General features: G+C 69.5%; 18 protein-coding genes and 1 pseudogene. 13 read left to right on the top strand and 6 right to left on the bottom strand.

Going from position 1 to position 19,726, the window contains the following annotated elements:
- Positions 1-43 precede the first annotated feature (43 nt).
- From pdxS to ACH4YL_RS17665, 11 genes are all read left to right on the top strand, one after another.
- Positions 44-967 (top strand): pyridoxal 5'-phosphate synthase lyase subunit PdxS, encoded by a 924-nt coding sequence (pdxS, locus tag ACH4YL_RS17615; RefSeq protein ID WP_398508221.1) that lies wholly within the window; start codon positions 44-46, stop codon positions 965-967.
- Positions 967-1,557, top strand: coding sequence for a pyridoxal 5'-phosphate synthase glutaminase subunit PdxT (pdxT, locus tag ACH4YL_RS17620; protein ID WP_398508222.1), 591 nt, complete (start codon positions 967-969; stop codon positions 1,555-1,557). The genes pdxS and pdxT overlap by 1 nt, the downstream gene beginning before the upstream one ends.
- A gap of 63 nt (positions 1,558-1,620) precedes the next feature.
- On the top strand, positions 1,621-2,373 hold the full coding sequence (locus ACH4YL_RS17625) for a YebC/PmpR family DNA-binding transcriptional regulator (RefSeq protein ID WP_398508223.1): 753 nt from the start codon (positions 1,621-1,623) through the stop codon (positions 2,371-2,373).
- 185 nt (positions 2,374-2,558) lie between these two features.
- Entirely contained in the window at positions 2,559-3,101 is a 543-nt protein-coding gene (ruvC, locus tag ACH4YL_RS17630) for a crossover junction endodeoxyribonuclease RuvC (RefSeq protein WP_398508224.1), read from the top strand.
- The gene (ruvA, locus tag ACH4YL_RS17635) at positions 3,098-3,715 is read left to right on the top strand and encodes a Holliday junction branch migration protein RuvA (RefSeq protein ID WP_398508225.1); all 618 of its coding nucleotides are present in this window, start codon (positions 3,098-3,100) and stop codon (positions 3,713-3,715) included. Before ruvC ends, ruvA begins: the two co-directional genes overlap by 4 nt.
- Before the next feature lie 7 nt (positions 3,716-3,722).
- Positions 3,723-4,802 (top strand): Holliday junction branch migration DNA helicase RuvB, encoded by a 1,080-nt coding sequence (gene ruvB, locus ACH4YL_RS17640; RefSeq protein ID WP_398508226.1) that lies wholly within the window; start codon positions 3,723-3,725, stop codon positions 4,800-4,802.
- Between the two features lie 166 nt (positions 4,803-4,968).
- A complete protein-coding gene (yajC, locus tag ACH4YL_RS17645) occupies positions 4,969-5,463 on the top strand; it encodes a preprotein translocase subunit YajC (RefSeq protein WP_398508227.1) in 495 nt (164 codons plus the stop codon).
- Between the two features lie 147 nt (positions 5,464-5,610).
- Positions 5,611-7,371 (top strand): protein translocase subunit SecD, encoded by a 1,761-nt coding sequence (secD, locus tag ACH4YL_RS17650; RefSeq protein ID WP_398508228.1) that lies wholly within the window; start codon positions 5,611-5,613, stop codon positions 7,369-7,371.
- 1 nt (position 7,372) lies between these two features.
- Positions 7,373-8,482 carry a protein translocase subunit SecF gene (secF, locus tag ACH4YL_RS17655; protein WP_398508229.1) on the top strand — a complete coding sequence of 370 codons (1,110 nt, stop codon included), beginning with the start codon at positions 7,373-7,375 and terminating at the stop codon, positions 8,480-8,482.
- The gene (locus ACH4YL_RS17660; RefSeq protein WP_398508230.1) at positions 8,479-9,021 is read left to right on the top strand and encodes an adenine phosphoribosyltransferase; all 543 of its coding nucleotides are present in this window, start codon (positions 8,479-8,481) and stop codon (positions 9,019-9,021) included. Before secF ends, ACH4YL_RS17660 begins: the two co-directional genes overlap by 4 nt.
- A 170-nt stretch (positions 9,022-9,191) precedes the next feature.
- Positions 9,192-11,705 carry a RelA/SpoT family protein gene (locus tag ACH4YL_RS17665; protein WP_398508231.1) on the top strand — a complete coding sequence of 838 codons (2,514 nt, stop codon included), beginning with the start codon at positions 9,192-9,194 and terminating at the stop codon, positions 11,703-11,705.
- Positions 11,706-11,763: 58 nt separating this feature from the next.
- Here the strand turns inward: ACH4YL_RS17665 and ACH4YL_RS17670 are convergent, their stop codons facing one another.
- Both ACH4YL_RS17670 and ACH4YL_RS17675 read right to left on the bottom strand, forming a co-directional pair.
- Positions 11,764-12,993 (bottom strand): DUF349 domain-containing protein, encoded by a 1,230-nt coding sequence (locus ACH4YL_RS17670; RefSeq protein WP_398508232.1) that lies wholly within the window; start codon positions 12,991-12,993, stop codon positions 11,764-11,766.
- A gap of 175 nt (positions 12,994-13,168) precedes the next feature.
- Positions 13,169-13,957: a peptidylprolyl isomerase gene (locus tag ACH4YL_RS17675; protein ID WP_398508233.1), complete on the bottom strand. Its 789-nt coding sequence runs from the start codon at positions 13,955-13,957 to the stop codon at positions 13,169-13,171.
- 133 nt (positions 13,958-14,090) lie between these two features.
- Between ACH4YL_RS17675 and ACH4YL_RS17680 the strand changes: the two genes are divergently transcribed.
- Together ACH4YL_RS17680 and hisS are read left to right on the top strand one after the other, a co-directional pair.
- A complete protein-coding gene (locus ACH4YL_RS17680; protein WP_398508381.1) occupies positions 14,091-14,798 on the top strand; it encodes an MBL fold metallo-hydrolase in 708 nt (235 codons plus the stop codon).
- A gap of 15 nt (positions 14,799-14,813) precedes the next feature.
- Positions 14,814-16,076: a histidine--tRNA ligase gene (gene hisS, locus ACH4YL_RS17685; RefSeq protein ID WP_398508234.1), complete on the top strand. Its 1,263-nt coding sequence runs from the start codon at positions 14,814-14,816 to the stop codon at positions 16,074-16,076.
- A 47-nt stretch (positions 16,077-16,123) separates the two neighbouring features.
- Here hisS and ACH4YL_RS17690 read toward each other — a convergent pair.
- The 4 genes and pseudogenes from ACH4YL_RS17690 to ACH4YL_RS17705 form a co-directional block, all read right to left on the bottom strand.
- Positions 16,124-16,743, bottom strand: a pseudogene (locus ACH4YL_RS17690) (response regulator).
- Positions 16,740-18,062, bottom strand: a complete 1,323-nt coding sequence (locus tag ACH4YL_RS17695; RefSeq protein WP_398508235.1) for a sensor histidine kinase — start codon at positions 18,060-18,062, stop codon at positions 16,740-16,742. The pseudogene ACH4YL_RS17690 and the gene ACH4YL_RS17695 overlap by 4 nt, the downstream one beginning before the upstream one ends.
- Positions 18,020-18,865 carry an ABC transporter permease gene (locus ACH4YL_RS17700; RefSeq protein WP_398508236.1) on the bottom strand — a complete coding sequence of 282 codons (846 nt, stop codon included), beginning with the start codon at positions 18,863-18,865 and terminating at the stop codon, positions 18,020-18,022. Before ACH4YL_RS17700 ends, ACH4YL_RS17695 begins: the two co-directional genes overlap by 43 nt.
- Complete coding sequence (locus ACH4YL_RS17705) at positions 18,862-19,716, bottom strand: ABC transporter ATP-binding protein (protein ID WP_398508237.1); 855 nt, start codon at positions 19,714-19,716, stop codon at positions 18,862-18,864. The genes ACH4YL_RS17700 and ACH4YL_RS17705 overlap by 4 nt, the downstream gene beginning before the upstream one ends.
- Positions 19,717-19,726: the final 10 nt, after the last annotated feature.

A 19,726-nucleotide genomic window follows, 5' to 3' on the forward strand; every position in this document is an offset into this window, starting at 1 on the left:
ATCGGTGACGCATCACAACGTCGTCATCGAGTGAGGTCCTTCCGTGTCCAGCACGCTCCCCAACACCCCTCAGCCCAACGACCATGCAGCGACCGGCACCGCGCGCGTCAAGCGCGGCATGGCCGAGCAGCTCAAGGGCGGCGTCATCATGGACGTGGTCGACGCCGAGCAGGCGAAGATCGCCGAGGACGCGGGCGCGGTGGCCGTCATGGCGCTGGAGCGGGTCCCGGCCGACATCCGCAAGGACGGCGGCGTGGCCCGGATGTCCGACCCGAACATGATCGAGGAGATCATCGACGCGGTCTCGATCCCGGTCATGGCCAAGTCCCGCATCGGCCACTTCGTCGAGGCCCAGGTGCTCCAGTCCCTCGGCGTCGACTACATCGACGAGTCCGAGGTGCTGACCCCGGCCGACGAGGTCAACCACTCCGACAAGTGGGCCTTCACGACCCCGTTCGTCTGCGGTGCCACCAACCTCGGTGAGGCGCTGCGCCGGATCGCCGAGGGCGCGGCCATGATCCGCTCGAAGGGCGAGGCCGGCACCGGCAACGTCGTCGAGGCCGTCCGCCACCTGCGCCAGATCAAGAACGAGATCGCCAAGCTGCGCGGCTTCGACAACAACGAGCTGTACGCCGCCGCCAAGGAGCTCCGCGCCCCGTACGAGATCGTCAAGGAGGTCGCCGAGCTGGGCAAGCTGCCGGTCGTCCTCTTCTCCGCCGGCGGTGTGGCCACCCCGGCCGACGCCGCTCTGATGCGTCAGCTCGGCGCCGAGGGCGTCTTCGTCGGCTCCGGCATCTTCAAGTCCGGCGACCCGGCCAAGCGCGCCGCCGCCATCGTGAAGGCCACCACCTTCTACGACGACCCCAAGATCATCGCGGACGCCTCCCGCAACCTCGGCGAGGCCATGGTCGGCATCAACTGCGACACCCTGCCGGAGACCGAGCGCTACGCCAACCGAGGCTGGTAATGACCACTCCCGTGATTGGTGTCCTGGCACTCCAGGGCGACGTACGGGAGCACCAGATCGCCCTGGCCGCGGCCGATGCCGTGGCCAGGCCGGTCCGGCGGCCCGAGGAGCTCGCCGAGGTCGACGGCCTCGTCATCCCCGGCGGCGAGTCGACCACCATGTCCAAGCTGGCCGTTCTTTTCGGCATGCTGGAGCCGCTGCGCGAGCGCATCGCCGCGGGGATGCCCGTCTACGGCACCTGCGCGGGCCTGATCATGCTCGCCGACAAGATCCTCGACCCGCGCTCCGGCCAGGAGACGCTCGGCGGCATCGACATGATCGTCCGCCGCAACGCCTTCGGCCGGCAGAACGAGTCCTTCGAGGCGGCCGTCGAGGTCACGGGCGTGGAGGACGGCGCGGTCGACGGCGTCTTCATCCGGGCGCCGTGGGTGGAGTCGGTCGGCGCGGAGGTCGAGGTGCTGGCCCAGTACGACGGCCACATCGTCGCCGTACGGCAGGGCAACGCGCTGGCCACTTCCTTCCACCCCGAACTCACCGGCGACCACCGAGTGCACGGCCTGTTTGTGGACATGGTGCGCGCTGCCTGGTGACGGCGTCCCGGTAGGATCTCTGCCGAACGCAGCAGCAATGGGTTACGCGAAGGAGACAGGCAGATGTCCGGCCACTCTAAATGGGCTACGACGAAGCACAAGAAGGCCGTGATCGATGCCAAGCGCGGCAAGCTCTTCGCGAAGCTGATCAAGAACATCGAGGTTGCTGCCCGCACCGGCGGTGCTGACGTCGAAGGAAACCCGACCCTTTTCGACGCCATCCAGAAGGCGAAGAAGAGCTCGGTCCCGAACAAGAACATCGACTCCGCGGTCAAGCGCGGCGCGGGCCTCGAGGCCGGTGGCGCCGACTACGAGACGATCATGTACGAGGGCTACGGCCCGAACGGCGTCGCCGTGCTCATCGAGTGCCTCACCGACAACCGCAACCGCGCCGCCTCGGACGTCCGTGTCGCCATGACGCGCAACGGCGGCTCGATGGCCGACCCGGGCTCCGTCTCGTACCTCTTCAACCGCAAGGGCGTCGTCATCGTCGCCAAGGGCGAGCTGACCGAGGACGACGTGCTGGGCGCGGTCCTGGACGCCGGCGCGGAGGAGGTCAACGACCTCGGTGAGTCCTACGAGGTCATCAGCGAGGCCACCGACCTGGTCGCGGTGCGTACCGCGCTCCAGGAGGCCGGCATCGACTACGACTCGGCCGAGGCCAACTTCGTCCCGACCATGCAGGTCGAGCTGGAGGAGGAGGGCGCGCGCAAGATCTTCAAGCTGATCGACGCGCTGGAGGACAGCGACGACGTGCAGAACGTCTTCGCCAACTTCGACGTCTCCGACGAGGTCATGGAGAAGGTCGACGCCTGACAGGCAGTCATACGGCGGGCCGACGGGACACACCCCGTCGGCCCGCCGCTTTGTCGGTCTGCTTTGTCAGTGACACCGGTTGGTCACTGACACCGGTTGGTCACTGACACCGGTTGGTCAGTGACAGCGGATTGTCAGTGACACCGGATAGCCTGCACAAACAGGCGATCGAAGGAGGGGTGGGGGTGCGAGTACTGGGCGTGGACCCCGGGTTGACCCGATGCGGTGTCGGCGTGGTCGAGGGCGTCGCCGGCCGTCCCCTGACGATGCTCGGCGTCGGTGTCGTACGGACCCCGGCGGACGCCGAGTTGGGCCACCGGCTGGTCGCCATCGAGCAGGGCATCGAGCAGTGGCTCGACGAGCACCGGCCCGAATTCGTCGCGGTGGAGCGGGTGTTCAGCCAGCACAACGTGGCCACGGTCATGGGCACCGCACAGGCCAGCGCCGTCGCCATGCTCTGCGCGTCCCGCCGCGGCATCCCCGTCGTACTGCACACCCCGAGCGAAGTGAAGGCCGCCGTCACCGGCAACGGCCGCGCCGACAAGGCGCAGGTCGGCGCGATGGTGACTCGGCTGCTGCGGCTGGACGCTCCGCCGAAGCCCGCCGACGCGGCGGACGCCCTCGCGCTCGCCATCTGCCACATCTGGCGCGCCCCGGCGCAAAATCGCCTCCAGCAAGCCGTCGCCGCACACCGGGCGGCGCACGCACCGAAAGGCCGTACCGCATGATCGCCTTTGTGAGCGGCCCGGTCGCCGCCCTCGCGCCCACCACAGCGGTCATCGAGGTCGGCGGCGTCGGCATGGCCGTCCAGTGCACCCCGAACACGCTGTCAACGCTGCGCATCGGCCAGGAGGCGAAGCTCGCCACCTCCCTGGTCGTGCGGGAGGACTCGCTCACGCTCTACGGCTTCACGGACGACGACGAACGGCAGGTCTTCGAGCTGCTGCAGACCGCCAGCGGCGTCGGACCGCGGCTGGCCCAGGCGATGCTCGCCGTGCACACGCCCGACGCGCTGCGGGTTGCGGTCGCCACCGGCGACGAGAAGACGCTGACCGCCGTGCCCGGCATCGGAAAGAAGGGTGCGCAGAAGCTGCTGCTCGAGCTGAAGGACCGGCTGGGCGAACCGGTCGGCGCACACATCGGCAGACAGGGCATCGGCACCGCCGTCTCCGCTTCCTGGCGCGACCAGCTGCACACGGCGCTGATCGGCCTCGGCTACGCCACCCGCGAGGCGGACGAGGCGGTCACCGCGGTCGCCCCGCAGGCCGAGGCCGCAGACGGCCCGCCCGCCGTGGGCCCGCTGCTGAAGGCCGCACTCCAGACCCTGAACCGCACGAGGTGATCCTTCAGTGAACTGGGACGAGGCCGCACCGACGGCCGAGGACACCGTGGACGGCCGGATCGTCGGCGCGTCCGCCGACGGTGAGGACCAGGCGGTAGAGGCGGCGCTGCGGCCGAAGTCGCTGGACGAGTTCGTGGGCCAGGAGCGGGTCCGCGAGCAGCTGGACCTCGTGCTGAAGGCGGCCCTCGCCCGCGGCGCGACCGCCGACCATGTCCTGCTCTCCGGCGCGCCCGGACTCGGCAAGACCACCCTCTCCATGATCATCGCGGCCGAGATGAAGGCCCCGATCCGCATCACCTCGGGCCCCGCCATCCAGCACGCCGGCGACCTGGCCGCCATCCTGTCCTCGCTCCAGGAGGGCGAGGTCCTCTTCCTCGACGAGATCCACCGGATGTCGAGGCCCGCCGAGGAAATGCTCTACATGGCCATGGAGGACTTCCGGGTCGACGTGATCGTCGGGAAGGGCCCGGGAGCCACCGCCATCCCGCTCGAGCTGCCGCCGTTCACGCTGGTCGGCGCCACCACCCGGGCCGGACTGCTGCCGCCTCCGCTGCGCGACCGCTTCGGCTTCACCGCTCACATGGAGTTCTACGACCCCACCGAACTGGAGCGCGTCATCCACCGCTCCGCGCTCCTCCTCGATCTGGACATCGAGGCGGACGGCGCCGCCGAGATCGCCGGCCGCTCCCGCGGCACACCCCGTATCGCCAACCGGCTGCTGCGCCGCGTCCGGGACTATGCGCAGGTCAAGGCGGACGGACTGATCACCCGCGAGGTGGCGGCCGCGGCCCTGAAGGTCTACGAGGTCGATGTCCGCGGCCTCGACCGGCTGGACCGTGCCGTGCTTCAGGCGCTGCTCAAGCTCTTCGGCGGCGGCCCGGTGGGCCTGTCGACGCTGGCGGTGGCCGTGGGGGAGGAGCGCGAGACGGTCGAGGAGGTGGCGGAGCCCTTCCTGGTACGGGAGGGGCTGCTGGCCAGAACGCCGCGAGGCCGGGTCGCCACCCCTGCCGCCTGGGCCCACCTGGGCCTCGTACCGCCTCAGCAGGCGCCCGGCGCAGGCGGACAACAGGGCCTGTTCGGGGCGTGACGGCGCGGGTACTCGCCGGGTCAGGAACCTCGGTGCGATGCTGGGCGTTGTTCCTTTGATGCGGACTCGCTTAGACTCCGCCGATGCCGCCCTTACAGGTCGGCGTGCCCACCCCCGTAGATAAGGCCGCCTCATCGGTGCGGTCGTGTGAAGGAAGTTTCTTCCCGTGAGTCTCGTGACCCTCCTCCCCTTCATTGTGCTCATCGGGGCCATGTTCCTGATGACCCGGTCCGCCAAGAAGAAGCAGCAGCAGGCCGCACACATGCGTGACCAGATGCAGCCCGGCACCGGCGTCCGGACGATCGGGGGTCTGTACGCCACCGTCAAGGAGGTCAACGACGACACGGTCCTCCTTGAGGCCGCGCCCGGCGTCCACCTCATCTTCGCGAAGAACTCCATCGGCGCGGTTCTCGCCGACGAGGAGTACAACCGCATCGTGCACGGCGACGGCGACCTCAAGGGCGACAGCCCGATCGTCCCGGACGACGCCTCGTCGCTGACCGCCGACGACGCGAAGATCGACCTCGGCAAGAAGCCCGAGGCGGACGACGCCCCGGCCGCCGACGCCGACGACGCGTCCGATGACGCCGAGACCAAGGACGCCGACGTCGAGGACGCGCCCAAGGACGGCAAGTCCAACGGCGACACCGAAGCGAAGTAACCGGGACCGGGGACCGCAGGGGCGCCGACAGGTGCCCTGCGGTCCTGCGGTCGTGTTGACTTCTGCGGGGGCAGGTCCCCACAACACTTCGTGGCCGCCCCGGCGCACACCCGGCGCGGGGGCGGTTGGACAGGGAGAAACGAGAAGGTGGCAGCACCCAAGAAGGGCCGCAGAGCAGCGGCGGGGGGTCAGGGCAAGCCGGGGCGTGCCCTGGTACTGATCCTGATCGCTCTCGTCGCTCTCACCGGCGGGATGTTCTGGTCCGGGCACACCACGCCGCGTCTGGGCATCGACCTGGCCGGCGGCACGACGATCACGCTGAAGGCCGTGCCGGAGCCGGGCAAGGAAGAGTCGGTCAACGAGACCAACATGAAGACCGCGGTCGGCATCATCGAGCGCCGTGTCAATGGTCTCGGCGTCTCCGAGGCGGAGGTCCAGACCCAGGGTGGCGAGAACATCATCGTCAACATCCCCAAGGGCACGAACTCCGCTCAGGCCCGTGAGCAGGTCGGCACCACCGCCCAGCTCTACTTCCGGCCTGTGCTGACCGTCGCCGCGGGCGGTCCGACGACCCCGCAGCCCACTCCCAGCCCCAGCGCCGCGGCGTCCGACAAGGCCGGGGACAAGGCCACGGACGACAAGGACAAGGCCACCCCGCCGTCCACCTCGCCGAGCAGTAGCGCCACCACTCAGGGCCGTGCCGTCACCGAGGGGCTGAAGGCCCCGACGCCCACGCCCAGCGGTTCCGCATCGGGCAAGCCGTCCGCGGCCCCGACGCCGGCGCCGAGCGCCGACCCTGCCTCCGCCGCGCTGGAGAAGAAGTTCACCGAGCTGAACTGCCTGGATTCGAAGCAGCGCTCGAACGTGGGCAAGGGCGTCAGGCCCGAGGACCCGACCGTCGCCTGTGGCAAGAACGGCGCCGGAACCTGGGAGAAGTACGTCCTCGGTCCCGCCGAGGTCGAGGGCAAGGACGTCGACGACGCCAAGGGCGTGCTCGACCAGCAGCGCGGCATGTGGATCGTCCAGATGGACTTCACCAACGCGGGCTCCAAGAAGTTCTCGGCGATCACCAGCAAGCTGTCGCAGCAGCAGCAGCCGCAGAACCAGTTCGCGATCGTGCTCGACGGCGAGGTCGTCTCGGCCCCGTCGGTCAGCCAGACGCTGAGCGCCAGCGCCGAGATCTCCGGCAGCTTCACCCAGCAGTCCGCCCAGGACCTGGGCAACATCCTGTCCTACGGTGCCCTGCCGCTGACCTTCGAGGAGCAGAGCGTCACCACCGTCTCCCCGGCGCTCGGCGAGGAGCAGCTGAAGGCGGGTCTCATTGCGGGTGCCATCGGCCTCGCGCTGGTCGTCATCTACCTGCTGGCCTACTACCGCGGCCTGTCCGTCGTGGCGCTGCTGAGCCTGCTCGTCTCGGCGGCCCTCACGTACACGCTGATGACGCTCATGGGCCCGGCCATCGGCTTTGCGCTGAACCTTCCGGCGGTCTGCGGTGCCATCGTCGCGATCGGTATCACCGCGGACTCGTTCATCGTGTACTTCGAACGCATCCGGGACGAGATCCGCGAGGGCCGTACGCTCCGTCCGGCCGTCGAGCGGGCCTGGCCGCGCGCCCGGCGCACCATCCTGGTGTCCGACTTCGTGTCGTTCCTCGCCGCCGCGGTGCTGTTCATCGTGACCGTCGGCAAGGTGCAGGGCTTCGCGTTCACGCTCGGCCTGACCACCCTGCTCGACGTCGTCGTGGTGTTCTTCTTCACCAAGCCGATCATGACGATCCTCGCGCGCAAGAAGTTCTTCGCGAGCGGTCACCCGTGGTCCGGACTCGACCCGAAGCGTCTGGGCGCCAAGCCGCCGCTGCGCCGCTCGCGCGGCGTCTCCGCCCCCACCGACCACCCGAAGGAGGCGTGAGATGTCGCGATTCGGCAGCATCGGCGCCAGGCTCTACCGAGGCGAGGTCGGCTATGACTTCGTCGCCAAGCGGAAGATCTGGTACGGCCTCTCGATCCTGATCACCATCACGGCCATCGTCGGCCTGGCGGTGCAGGGCCTGAACATGGGCATCGAGTTCAAGGGCGGTGCCGTCTTCAACACCCCGAAGACGAGCGTGTCGGTCGCCCAGGCCGAGACCTACGCGGAAGAGGCCTCCGGCCACGACGCCATCGTCCAGAAGCTCGGCAACGACACACTCCGTATCCAGGTCAGCGAACTGGACACCGCCCAGGCCGACAAGGTCAGCGCTCAGCTGGCCGAGGACCTGAAGGTCGACCCGGACCTCATCACCGGCGAGCTGGTCGGCCCGAGCTGGGGCGAGCAGATCGCCAACAAGGCATGGACCGGCCTCGGGGTCTTCATGCTCCTCGTGGTGCTCTATCTCGCGGTCGCCTTCGAATGGCGGATGGCCGTCGCCGCGCTCATCGCGCTGATCCACGACCTCACCATCACCGTCGGCGTGTACGCGCTCGTCGGCTTCGAGGTCACGCCCGGCACGGTGATCGGTCTGCTCACCATCCTCGGTTACTCCCTCTATGACACCGTCGTCGTCTTCGACGGTCTCAAGGAGGGCGCGAAGGACATCACCAAGCAGACCCGCTACACCTACAGCGAGGTCGCCAACCGCAGCCTGAACGGCACCCTGGTGCGTTCCATCAACACCACCGTCGTCGCGCTGCTGCCGGTCGCCGGTCTGCTGTTCATCGGCGGCGGCTTCCTCGGTGCCGGCATGCTCAACGACATCTCGCTGTCGCTGTTCGTCGGCCTCGCGGCCGGTGCGTACTCCTCGATCTTCATCGCCACGCCGCTCGTCGCCGACCTCAAGGAGCGCGAGCCGCAGATGAAGGCCCTGAAGAAGCGGGTGCTCGCCAAGCGCGCGCAGGCCGCCGCCAAGGGCGAGTCGCCGGACTTGGCGGACGACTCCGGTGAGCCGCAGGACGAGGAGCACTCCGACACCGCGCCCGCCGGCGCCGTCGTCGGTCAGCGCGGCCGCGGCCGTGGTGGCCGTCCTTCGGGCAGGCGCCGGTGACCGAGAGCGCGCAGGAGCTGCTGCTCAGCCGCATCCGTGACGTCCCGGACTATCCGAAGCCGGGTGTGATGTTCAAGGACATCACGCCGCTGCTCGCGGACCCGAAGGCGTTCACGGTGCTCACCGACGCGCTCGCCGAGCTGTGTGCGCGGTACGAGGCCACGAAGATCGTCGGTCTGGAGGCGCGCGGCTTCATCCTGGGCGCCCCCGTCGCGGTCCGTGCCGGTCTCGGCTTCATCCCGGTGCGGAAGGCGGGCAAGCTCCCCGGAGCGACGCTCTCGCAGGCGTACGAGCTGGAGTACGGCACTGCCGAGATCGAGGTGCACGCCGAGGACCTGCAGCAGGGCGACCGCGTGATGGTCATCGACGATGTGCTCGCCACCGGCGGCACCGCCGGGGCCGCACTGGAGCTGATCCGCCGCAGCGGCGCGGACGTCGCCGGCATCGCGGTCCTGATGGAGCTGAGTTTCCTCGGCGGCCGGGCCCGCCTGGAGCCTGCTCTGCGAGGGGCTCCGCTGGAGGCTCTGATCACCATCTGAGCACCGTCCGGCACGGCGTCGACGCCGGTACGGACAAGGCCATGGGCACCACGGGAATCCCCGTGGTGCCCATGGGTGTGTTACGGCCTCGTAAGCACCCGGACTGCGAGGTCGATACCATGGCTTCTCCGGGCCTGACCGGGGGACCCGGAACCGCACGAGGAGTGCTCTTGCCAGACGAGGCCCAGCCCGCCGCCGCGCAGCCCGACCAGAAGGCCGATAGGGCCGCGGCAGCCCCTGTCACGCCCGAGAAGCAGCAGCCGGCCGAGAAGACCGAGCCGGCGGCGCCCGAGCGAGCCAATGGCGCGGCACCGGCCTCCGCCCCGAACCCCGCTGCTTCCGCTCCGGCACCCGCGCCCAGGCCCACGCCCGCCGCCGTGCCGCGGGCCGCCGGATCGTCGAACCGGGTGCGCGCCCGCCTCGCGCGTCTGGGCGTCCAGCGTTCGTCGCCGTACAACCCGGTCCTGGAGCCGCTGCTGCGGATAGTGCGCAGCAACGACCCGAAGATCGAGAGCTCCACGCTCCGCCAGGTCGAGAAGGCCTACCAGGTCGCCGAGCGCTGGCACCGCGGGCAGAAGCGCAAGAGCGGCGACCCGTACATCACGCATCCGCTCGCCGTCACCACCATCCTCGCCGAGCTCGGCATGGACCCGGCGACGCTGATGGCCGGACTGCTGCACGACACCGTCGAGGACACCGAGTACGGCCTGGACACACTGCGCCGCGACTTCGGCGACCAGGTCGCTCTCCTCGTCGACGGCGTCACCAAGCTGGACAAGGTCAAGTTCGGCGAGGCCGCGCAGGCCGAGACCGTGCGCAAGATGGTCGTCGCCATGGCCAAGGACCCTCGCGTCCTGGTCATCAAGCTCGCCGACCGGCTGCACAACATGCGCACCATGCGCTATCTCAAGCGGGAGAAGCAGGAGAAGAAGGCCCGCGAGACGCTCGAGATCTATGCGCCGCTGGCCCACCGGCTGGGCATGAACACCATCAAGTGGGAGCTGGAGGACCTCGCCTTCGCGATCCTCTACCCCAAGATGTACGACGAGATCGTGCGGCTGGTCGCCGAGCGCGCGCCCAAGCGCGACGAGTATCTGGCCATAGTGACCGACGAGGTCCAGTCCGATCTGCGCGCCGCCCGTATCAAGGCCACCGTCACCGGACGGCCGAAGCACTACTACAGCGTCTACCAGAAGATGATCGTCCGCGGCCGTGACTTCGCGGAGATCTACGACCTGGTCGGCATCCGCGTCCTCGTCGACACGGTCCGCGACTGCTACGCCGCACTCGGCACGGTGCACGCGCGATGGAACCCGGTCCCCGGCCGGTTCAAGGACTACATCGCGATGCCGAAGTTCAACATGTACCAGTCGCTGCACACCACGGTGATCGGGCCCAACGGCAAGCCTGTCGAGCTGCAGATCCGCACCTTCGACATGCACCGCCGCGCCGAGTACGGCATCGCCGCGCACTGGAAGTACAAGCAGGAGCCCTCCGCCGGCGCCTCCAAGGTGCGTACGGACGTCCCGAAGCGGGCCGGCAAGGACGATGCCGTCAACGACATGGCGTGGCTGCGCCAGCTGCTGGACTGGCAGAAGGAGACCGAGGATCCCTCGGAGTTCCTGGAGTCGCTGCGCTTCGACCTCTCCCGCAACGAGGTCTTCGTCTTCACGCCGAAGGGCGATGTCATAGCGCTTCCGGCGGGCGCGACTCCGGTCGACTTCGCGTACGCCGTCCATACGGAAGTGGGCCATCGCACCATAGGGGCGCGGGTCAACGGACGGCTCGTACCGCTCGAATCGACCCTGGACAACGGCGACTTGGTGGAGGTCTTCACCTCCAAGGCCGAGGGCGCGGGCCCCTCCCGCGACTGGCTCGGCTTCGTCAAGTCGCCCCGCGCACGCAACAAGATCCGCGCCTGGTTCTCCAAGGAGCGCCGCGACGAGGCCATCGAGCAGGGCAAGGACGCCATCGCGCGGGCCATGCGCAAGCAGAACCTGCCGATCCAGCGCATCCTCACCGGCGACTCGCTCGTCACGCTCGCGCACGAGATGCGCTACCCCGACATCTCGTCGCTGTACGCGGCGATCGGCGAGGGCCATGTGGCCGCGCAGGGCGTCGTGCAGAAGCTGGTGCAGGCCCTCGGCGGCGAGGAGGCGGCCAACGAGGACATCGCCGAGAGCACCCCGCCGTCCCGCAGCCGCACCAAGCGCCGCTCCAACGCGGACCCGGGCGTGGTCGTCAAGGGCGTCGAGGACGTCTGGGTCAAGCTGGCCCGCTGCTGCACGCCGGTGCCCGGTGACCCCATCATCGGCTTCGTCACCCGCGGCAGCGGCGTATCGGTACACCGCGCGGACTGCGTCAACGTCGACTCCTTGTCGCAGCAGCCGGAGCGCATCCTCGAGGTCGAGTGGGCGCCCACCCAGTCCTCCGTCTTCCTGGTCGCCATCCAGGTCGAGGCGCTGGACCGGTCGAGGCTGCTCTCGGACGTCACGCGCGTCCTGTCCGACCAGCACGTCAACATCCTCTCGGCGGCCGTCCAGACCTCCCGCGACCGGGTGGCCACCTCACGCTTCACCTTCGAGATGGGCGACCCGAAGCACCTCGGACACGTGCTGAAGGCGGTACGGGGCGTGGAGGGCGTCTACGACGTGTACCGGGTGACCTCGGCGCGCAGGCCGTAACCGCGCATACGGAAGGGCCCCCTGCACACGAGGTACAGGGGGCCCTTCCGTACGACTGTCAGCCGCCGAACTCCTCCAGGCCCTTCAGCGCCTGGTCGAGCAGCGCCTGCCGGCCCTCGAGCTCCTTCGCGAGCTTGTCGGCCTTGGCGTTGTTGCCCGCAGCACGCGCCGCGTCGATCTGGCCGCGCAGCTTGTCCACGGCCGCCTGCAGCTGGCCCGTCAGACCCGCGGCGCGCGCACGCGCCTCGGGGTTCGTCCGGCGCCACTCGTTGTCCTCGGTCTCCTGCAGGGCACGCTCCACGGCGTGCATCCGGCCCTCGACCTTGGGGCGGGCGTCCCGCGGCACATGGCCGATGGCCTCCCAGCGCTCGTTGATGGACCGGAAGGCGGCACGCGAGGCCTTCAGATCCGTCACCGGCACCAGCTTCTCTGCCTCGGCGGCGAGCTCCTCCTTGAGCTTGAGGTTCTCGGCCTGCTCGGCGTCCCGCTCGGCGAAGACGCCGCTGCGGGCCGCGAAGAAGACGTCCTGCGCACCGCGGAAACGATTCCACAGGTCGTCCTCGGACTCGCGCTGCGCGCGGCCCGCGGCCTTCCACTCCGCCATCAGCTCGCGGTAGCGGGCGGCCGTCGCGCCCCAGTCGGTGGAGCCCGAGAGCGACTCGGCCTCCGCGACCAGCTTCTCCTTCGCCTTACGGGCCTCCTCGCGCTGCGCGTCCAGCGAGGCGAAGTGCGCCTTGCGGCGCTTGGAGAAGGCCGAGCGGGCGTGCGAGAAGCGGTGCCACAGCTCGTCGTCCGACTTTCGGTCGAGCCGGGGCAGGCCCTTCCAGGTGTCCACCAGTGCCCGCAGCCGCTCGCCGGCCGAGCGCCACTGCTCGCTCTGCGCCAGCTCCTCGGCCTCGGTGACCAGGGCCTCCTTGGCGTGACGGGCCTCGTCGTTCTGCTTCGCCCGCTGAACCTTGCGCTCCTCGCGGCGCTTCTCGACCGTCTCGACCAGAGCGTCGAGGCGCTTCGACAGCGCGGCGAGGTCGCCCACTGCATGATGCTCGTCCACCTGCTGGCGAAGGTGGTCGATGGCGGTCTGGGCGTCCTTGGCCGAGAGATCGGTGGTCTTCACCCGCCGCTCGAGGAGGCCGATCTCGACCACCAAGCCCTCGTACTTGCGCTCGAAATAGGCCAGGGCCTCCTCAGGAGTGCCCGCCTGCCACGATCCGACGACCTGCTCGCCATCGGCTGTACGCACGTACACGGTGCCCGTCTCATCGACACGGCCCCACGGGTCGCTGCTCACAGCGCCTCCTCCACCTGATGCCTGCGAGGGGTTTCGACCCCCGGGCATCGTCCACAGTTTCCTGGACGGGCCGCGCCCGCCCTCCACAACGCCAGTCCGGTCCGCGTTGCACAACGCCAATCTAGGCGACCGGCCGCCCGGCTGTCCGCACTCAGCGCGGCCGAAATTCCCCGGCTCACACCTTCGGGACAGCCGCCTTCTCAATGGTGACGGCCTTCTTCGGGGCACCGTCCTGGGCGCCGCCCGTGACTCCGGCCTTCGCCACTTCCTGCACGGCCTTCAGGCCCGCGGCGTCCATTTTCCCGAACGGGGTGTAGCTCGGCGGGAGCTTGGTGTCCTTGTAGACGAGGAAGAACTGGCTGCCTCCGGTTCCGGGCTGGCCGGTATTGGCCATCGCCACCGTGCCCGCCGGAAACGTCACGGTGCCGTCCGCGCCCGCCTTGCCCAGCGCGGTCAGATTCTCGTCCGGAATCGTGTAGCCGGGACCGCCGGTGCCGTCGCCCTTCGGGTCGCCGCACTGGAGCACAAAAATGCCCTGCGTGGTCAGCCGGTGACACTTCGTGCCGTTGAAGTAGCCCTTGTCCGCCAGGGACTTGAACGAGTTCACGGTGTGCGGGGTCTTCGCCGCATCCATCGCGATCTTGATCGTGCCCTCGTTGGTCGTGAGGTCGAACGAGTACTTCGCCTTCTTGTCGATCGCCATCGCCGGCTCGGGGCTCTTGGTCTCCGAGGCCGTGGGGCTCGGCGACTGGCTCTCGTCCGCGGTCTGGGCGTCGTTCTTGGTGTCGCCGTCGGACAGGCCGATGGAGGCATAGGCCGCGGCGCCCGCTGCGAGCACCACCGCGAGCGCCGCCGCGATGATCGTGTACCGCTGTTTCTTCTTGCGGGACTGCGTCCGACGCTGCTGCTGGCGCTCGAACTTTTCCCTGGCGAGCTGCCGCCGCCGCTGATCGCTGCTGACCACCGGGTCTTCTCCTTGTACGTCGCGTGATGCCGACCGGTCGAGTGTGCCCCGTACCGTATACGGGTTGGCTGTGGGAGAGGCAGCGCCGGTAGTCTCTGATCTGCTGCTCTCCACCCACACACCGAGGACGATCGTGCTTATTGCCGGGTTCCCCGCAGGAGCCTGGGGGACCAACTGTTACCTGGTCGCCCCGGCCGCAGGCGAGGAGTGCGTGATCATCGACCCGGGCCACCAGGCCACCGAGGGCGTCGCCGAAGCGGTCAAGAAGCATCGGCTCAAGCCCGTCGCCGTCGTCCTCACCCATGGCCACATCGACCATGTCGCCTCCGTCGTGCCCGTGTGCGGCGCCCATGACGTGCCCGCGTGGATCCACCCCGCGGACCGCTACATGATGAGCGACCCGGAGAAGGCGCTGGGCCGGTCGTTCGGGATGCCGCTGATGGGCGACCTGACCGTGGGAGAGCCGGACGACGTCAAGGAGCTGACCGACGGCGCGGAGCTGCGCCTCGCCGGCCTCGACTTCTCGGTCGCGCATGCGCCCGGTCATACCAAGGGGTCGGTGACCTTCCAGATGCCCGAGGCCGATGACATCCCGTCGGTCTTCTTCTCGGGAGATCTGCTCTTCGCCGGCTCCATCGGACGCACGGACCTGCCCGGCGGCGACCACGCCGAGATGCTCGACTCGCTGGCGCGTGTGTGCCTGCCGCTCGACGACTCGACCGTGGTGCTGTCCGGCCACGGTCCTCAGACGACCATCGGCCGCGAGCGCGCCAGCAACCCGTACCTCAGGGATGTGGCCGCCGGCCTCGGGGGCCTTGACGCTCCCCGACGAGGAATGTGACGAGAGACTTCTCAAGTGAGTACTTTCCAGGCCCCCAAGGGCACGTACGACCTGATCCCGCCGCGATCCGCGATCTTCCTCGCGGTCCGGGAGGCGATCTCCGTCCCGCTGAAGAACTCCGGCTACGGCTATGTCGAGACGCCGGCCTTCGAGAACGTCGAGCTGTTCGCCCGCGGTGTCGGTGAGTCCACCGACATCGTCTCCAAGGAGATGTACGCCTTCGAGACCAAGGGCGGCGACAAGCTGGCACTTCGTCCCGAGGGCACCGCGTCCGTGCTGCGCGCGGCGCTCGAGGCCAACCTCCACAGGGTCGGCAACCTGCCCGTCAAACTCTGGTACTCGGGCTCGTACTACCGCTACGAACAGCCGCAGGCGGGCCGCTACCGGCACTTCTCGCAGGTCGGCGCCGAGGCGATCGGCGCGGAGGACCCCGCGCTGGACGCCGAGCTGATCATCCTGGCCGACCAGGCGTACCGCTCGCTGGGCCTCAGTAACTTCCGCATCCTGCTGAACTCGCTCGGCGACAAGGAGTGCCGTCCCGTCTACCGCGACGCGCTCCAGGGCTTCCTGCGCGCGCTCGACCTCGACGAGGACACCCGCCGCCGGGTCGACATCAACCCGCTGCGCGTCCTCGACGACAAGCGGGACTCGGTCCAGAAGCAGCTCGTGGGCGCGCCACTGCTGCGCGACTACCTGTGCGACGCGTGCAAGGCGTACCACGAAGAGGTGCGCGAGCTGCTCGGCGCTGCGGGCGTTGCCTTCGAGGACGACGAGAAGCTGGTGCGCGGCCTGGACTACTACACGCGCACGACCTTCGAGTTCGTCCACGACGGTCTCGGCTCGCAGTCCGCGGTCGGCGGCGGCGGCCGCTACGACGGCCTCTCCGAGATGATCGGCGGCCCCGCGCTGCCGTCGGTGGGCTGGGCGCTGGGCGTCGACCGTACGGTCCTGGCGCTGGAGGCGGAGGGCATCGAACTCGAACTCCCCTCCACGACCAGCGTGTTCGCGGTACCGCTCGGCGAGGAGGCGCGGCGCGTGCTGTTCGGCGTCGTCACGGAGCTGCGCAAGGCGGGCGTGGCGACGGACTTCGCGTACGGCGGGCGGGGCCTGAAGGGCGCGATGAAGAGCGCGAACCGGTCGGGGGCGCGGTATGCGCTCGTGGCGGGGGAGCGGGATCTCGCGGACGGGGTGGTCCAGCTCAAGGACATGGAGTCGGGGGAGCAGGCCCCGGTGCCGGTGTCCCAGGTCGTCGAGACGCTCCGCACGCGCCTGTCCTGACGAGAGGCCGGGGCCAAGGGGAGAGACACCCCACTGGCCCCGGCCCCTCACAGCAGCCCCAGCCGCATCGCGCGCGTCACCGCCGCCGTGCGGTCGTCGACGTCCAACTTGCCGAGACCCGCAGCAGATGGGTCTTCACCGTCGACTCGCCGATGTACAGCCGCCGGCCGATCTCCGCGTTGGTGCACCCTTCCGCGACCAGCCGCAGCACCGCGGTCTCGCGGTCCGAGAGGCGGGGAAGCTCCGGGCGGCTGCGGAGCTGGTCGACCAGGCGGGCGGCGACCGACGGGGCGAGGACCGTCTCGCCGCGGGCCGCCGCCCGTACCGCGTCGGCCAGTTCACCTCGGGCCAGGTCCTTCAGCAGATAGCCCGCGGCCCCCGCCTCCACCGCCCGCAGGATGTCGGTGTCCGTCTCGTACGTCGTCAGCACGATCACCCGGCACGGCAGACCAGCCACCCGCATCCGGTTGATCGACTCGACGCCTCCGCCGCCCGGCATCCGCAGGTCCATCAGGACGATGTCCGGGCGCAGTTCGGCGCTGAGCGCCTCGGCCTGCGGGCCGCTGGACGCCTCGCCGACCACCGTCAGATCGGGCTCCGCGCCGAGCATGCCGCGCAGGCCCTCCCGTACGACGGGATGGTCGTCGGCGAGCAGTATGCGGATCACGTTCGGATCTCCTCGGACGCGGGCTCAGCAGCGGGCTCAGCAGGGGGCACAGAAGCGGTTTCGGGCGACGGCAGGGGCAACGGCAGCACTACCTCGATGGCCGTACCCCGGCCCGGCGCGCTGCGCACCTCCGCGCTGCCGCCCACTTCCGCCGCGCGGGACCGCAGCCCGCTCAGCCCGTAGCCGCGCAGCGGTACGACGCCGTCGAAGCCGCGGCCCGTGTCCCGTACCGCGAGACGCAGCACCGCGTCGGTGTACTCGACGGCGATGGAGACCGATGCCCCGGGACCCGCGTGCTTCGCCGCGTTGGCGAGGGCCTCCTGGCAGGTCCGCAGCGCCACCACCTCCAGCGCCGGCGCCAGCGGGCGGGCCTTGCCCGTCACCTCGACGGAGGCGGCCGGCAGCGAGCTGCCGTTCAGATCGGCAGGCGCGCCGCCGGCGACCAGGGCCCGCGCCTCCGCGAGGTTCTGCCGGGCCGTGTCCGCCATCAGATCCAGATGACGGCGCGCCTGCGGCAGATCACGCTCCAGCTCCGAATCCACCGCCTGGACCAGCATCAGCAGGCTGGTGAAGCCCTGCGCGAGCGTGTCGTGGATCTCGCGCGACATCCGCTCCCGCTCGGCGAGCGCGCCACGCTCCGCGGAGAGCCGCGCGATCTCCTCGCGGCTGGCCTCCAACTCGGCGATCAGCGCGGCGCGTTCCTTGCTCTGTTCGATGATCCGGATGATCCAGCTGCCGAAGACCGCCGAGAAGCCCAGCGTCACGACGGCGAACAGCGACTGGAAGAAGACGGCCTGGCCGTCGGGCCGCCACAGTGCCGCCCACCCGGCCATGGGGCCGACGTTGATGACCGCAACGGCCACCATCGCCGGCCGCAGCCGCAGCAGCATGAAGCACTGAGGGGCGAGCGCGAACGTCGCGAGCCGCGTCTCGCCCACCAGGATCGCCGGCAACAGGAACAGCACCACCAGACCGGCGACGTACTGCACCGAGCGCCGCTCGTCGGCGCCCTGCGCCTTCAGCTCGCGCCGCCCGACCCCCACGTACCAGGGCACCAGCAGTACGAGGAGTGCCGCGGCGGCGATCCGGACGGGCTCGGTGGAGCTCGGCGCGAGCAGCGTGAAGACCAGCGTCGCCGTGAAGACAACGGCGAAGTACAGGTCCCACGCCAGGAAACTGCGGTTCCACACGTCCGGGTCCACCGCGTCCCGGTCGACCGGGTCCACCGCGTCCCGGTCGCCCGTCACGTCTCCGTAGCGCGCCACGCTCGGATCGCTCAGCCGTCGCGCCGGCTCTTCCAGCGGAAGGTCAGCAGACACAGCACCAGTCCTCCGATGCACCAGGCGCCCAGTACCAGCGCGATACGGCCGTACTCCCAGCTGCCCGCCTGCTCCAGCACGGCGGCCGACTCCGGCAGGAACACTCCGCGCAGGCCCTGGCACATCCACTTCAGCGGGAACAGCGCGCCGATGTTCAGCATCCAGTCCGGGATGGTGTCGATGGCGATGAACACACCCGAGATGAACTGCAGCACCAGGAACGGCAGTACCACCACGGACGTCGCGCTCTGACCGGTCTTCGGCACACTGCTGATCGCGATACCCAGCAGAGCGCATCCGGTCAGCCCGAGGACGAATATCCATCCGAGAGTGAGCCATTCGCCGACCCCGTCCGGCAGATCCACATCGTAGAACACGGTTCCAACGACCAGCAGGGCCACGGTTTCCAGCAGTCCGGTGACCAGTACGAGCCACACCTTGCCGAGGAAATACGCGGCGGGCGGCATCGGTGTGCCGCGCAGCCGCCGCAGCTGCTTCTGGTCCCGCTCGATCGCGATCGAGATGCCGAGCGACTGGAAGCTCGTCGACATCAGGCCCGCGGCGATCATCGCCGGCACATAGAGCTGGGATGCCGTGATGCCCGCGCCCTCCACGTCGTCGCTGAAGATCGACGCGAAGAGGAAGAGGAAGACGATCGGGAAGGCGAAGGTGAAGACGGCCTGTTCGCGCTGGCGGAAGAACGCCTTCACTTCGAGCCCGCCGCGCAGCAGCCCGAGCTTCCAGGCGTTCGGCAGCCGCTGGGTGTCGGTGGCGGCGACCGTGGAATCCGTCGTGGTGGTCATCGGGAGGTCTCCTGTCCGGTCAGCCGCAGATAGACGTCCTCGAGCGTCGGTCTGGTGACCGTCAGGCCCGGGATCTCGCCGTCGAAGCGCCGGATCAGCTCCGCGACGGTACGGGTCGGGGTCGCCGTCCGCTCGGTGCGCGGTGAGCCGTCCGGTTCCGTCCATGTGACCGTCGCCCCCGTGCCGTGTTCCTCGCGCAGTGCGGCCGGAGTGCCCTGCGCCACCACCGTGCCCGCCGCGATCACCGCGAGACGGTCGGCCAGCGCCTCGGCCTCCTCCAGATAGTGCGTGGTCAAAACGATGGTCGTGCCCTCGTCCGAGAGCCGGCGGATCAGGTCCCAGAACTGCCGCCGGGCGGCCGGGTCGAAGCCCGTCGTCGGCTCGTCGAGCAGCAGCAGCTCGGGCCCGCCGATCACGCCCAGCGCCACATCGAGCCTGCGCCGCTGGCCGCCGGAGAGCCCCTTGACCCGGCTCGACGCCTTCTTCTCGAGGCCCACCAGCGAGATGATCTCCTCGGGATCCCGGGGCTTCGGGTAGTAACGGGCAAAGTGGGACACCGTCTCCCTGACCGTCAACTCGGCGGGTGCGGATTCGTCCTGCCAGACGATGCCGATTCGAGCCCGCCACCGGCGGTTTCCGGTCGCCGGATCGGCGCCGAGAACGGTCACCTCGCCCGCGTCCCTGCTGCGGTGCCCCTGCAGGATCTCCACCGTCGTGGTCTTGCCCGCTCCATTGGGGCCGAGGATCCCGAAGACCTCTCCCCGGCGGATGCCCAGGTCCAGATCGTCGACCGCCGTCACATCGCCGTAGCGCTTACGAAGTCCGCGTACGTTCACCGCGAGTTCTGTCATGCAACTCAGC

The sequence above is a fragment of the Streptomyces sp. NPDC020681 genome (assembly GCF_044334895.1).
In the GTDB taxonomy this organism is placed as follows: Bacteria; Actinomycetota; Actinomycetes; order Streptomycetales; family Streptomycetaceae; genus Streptomyces.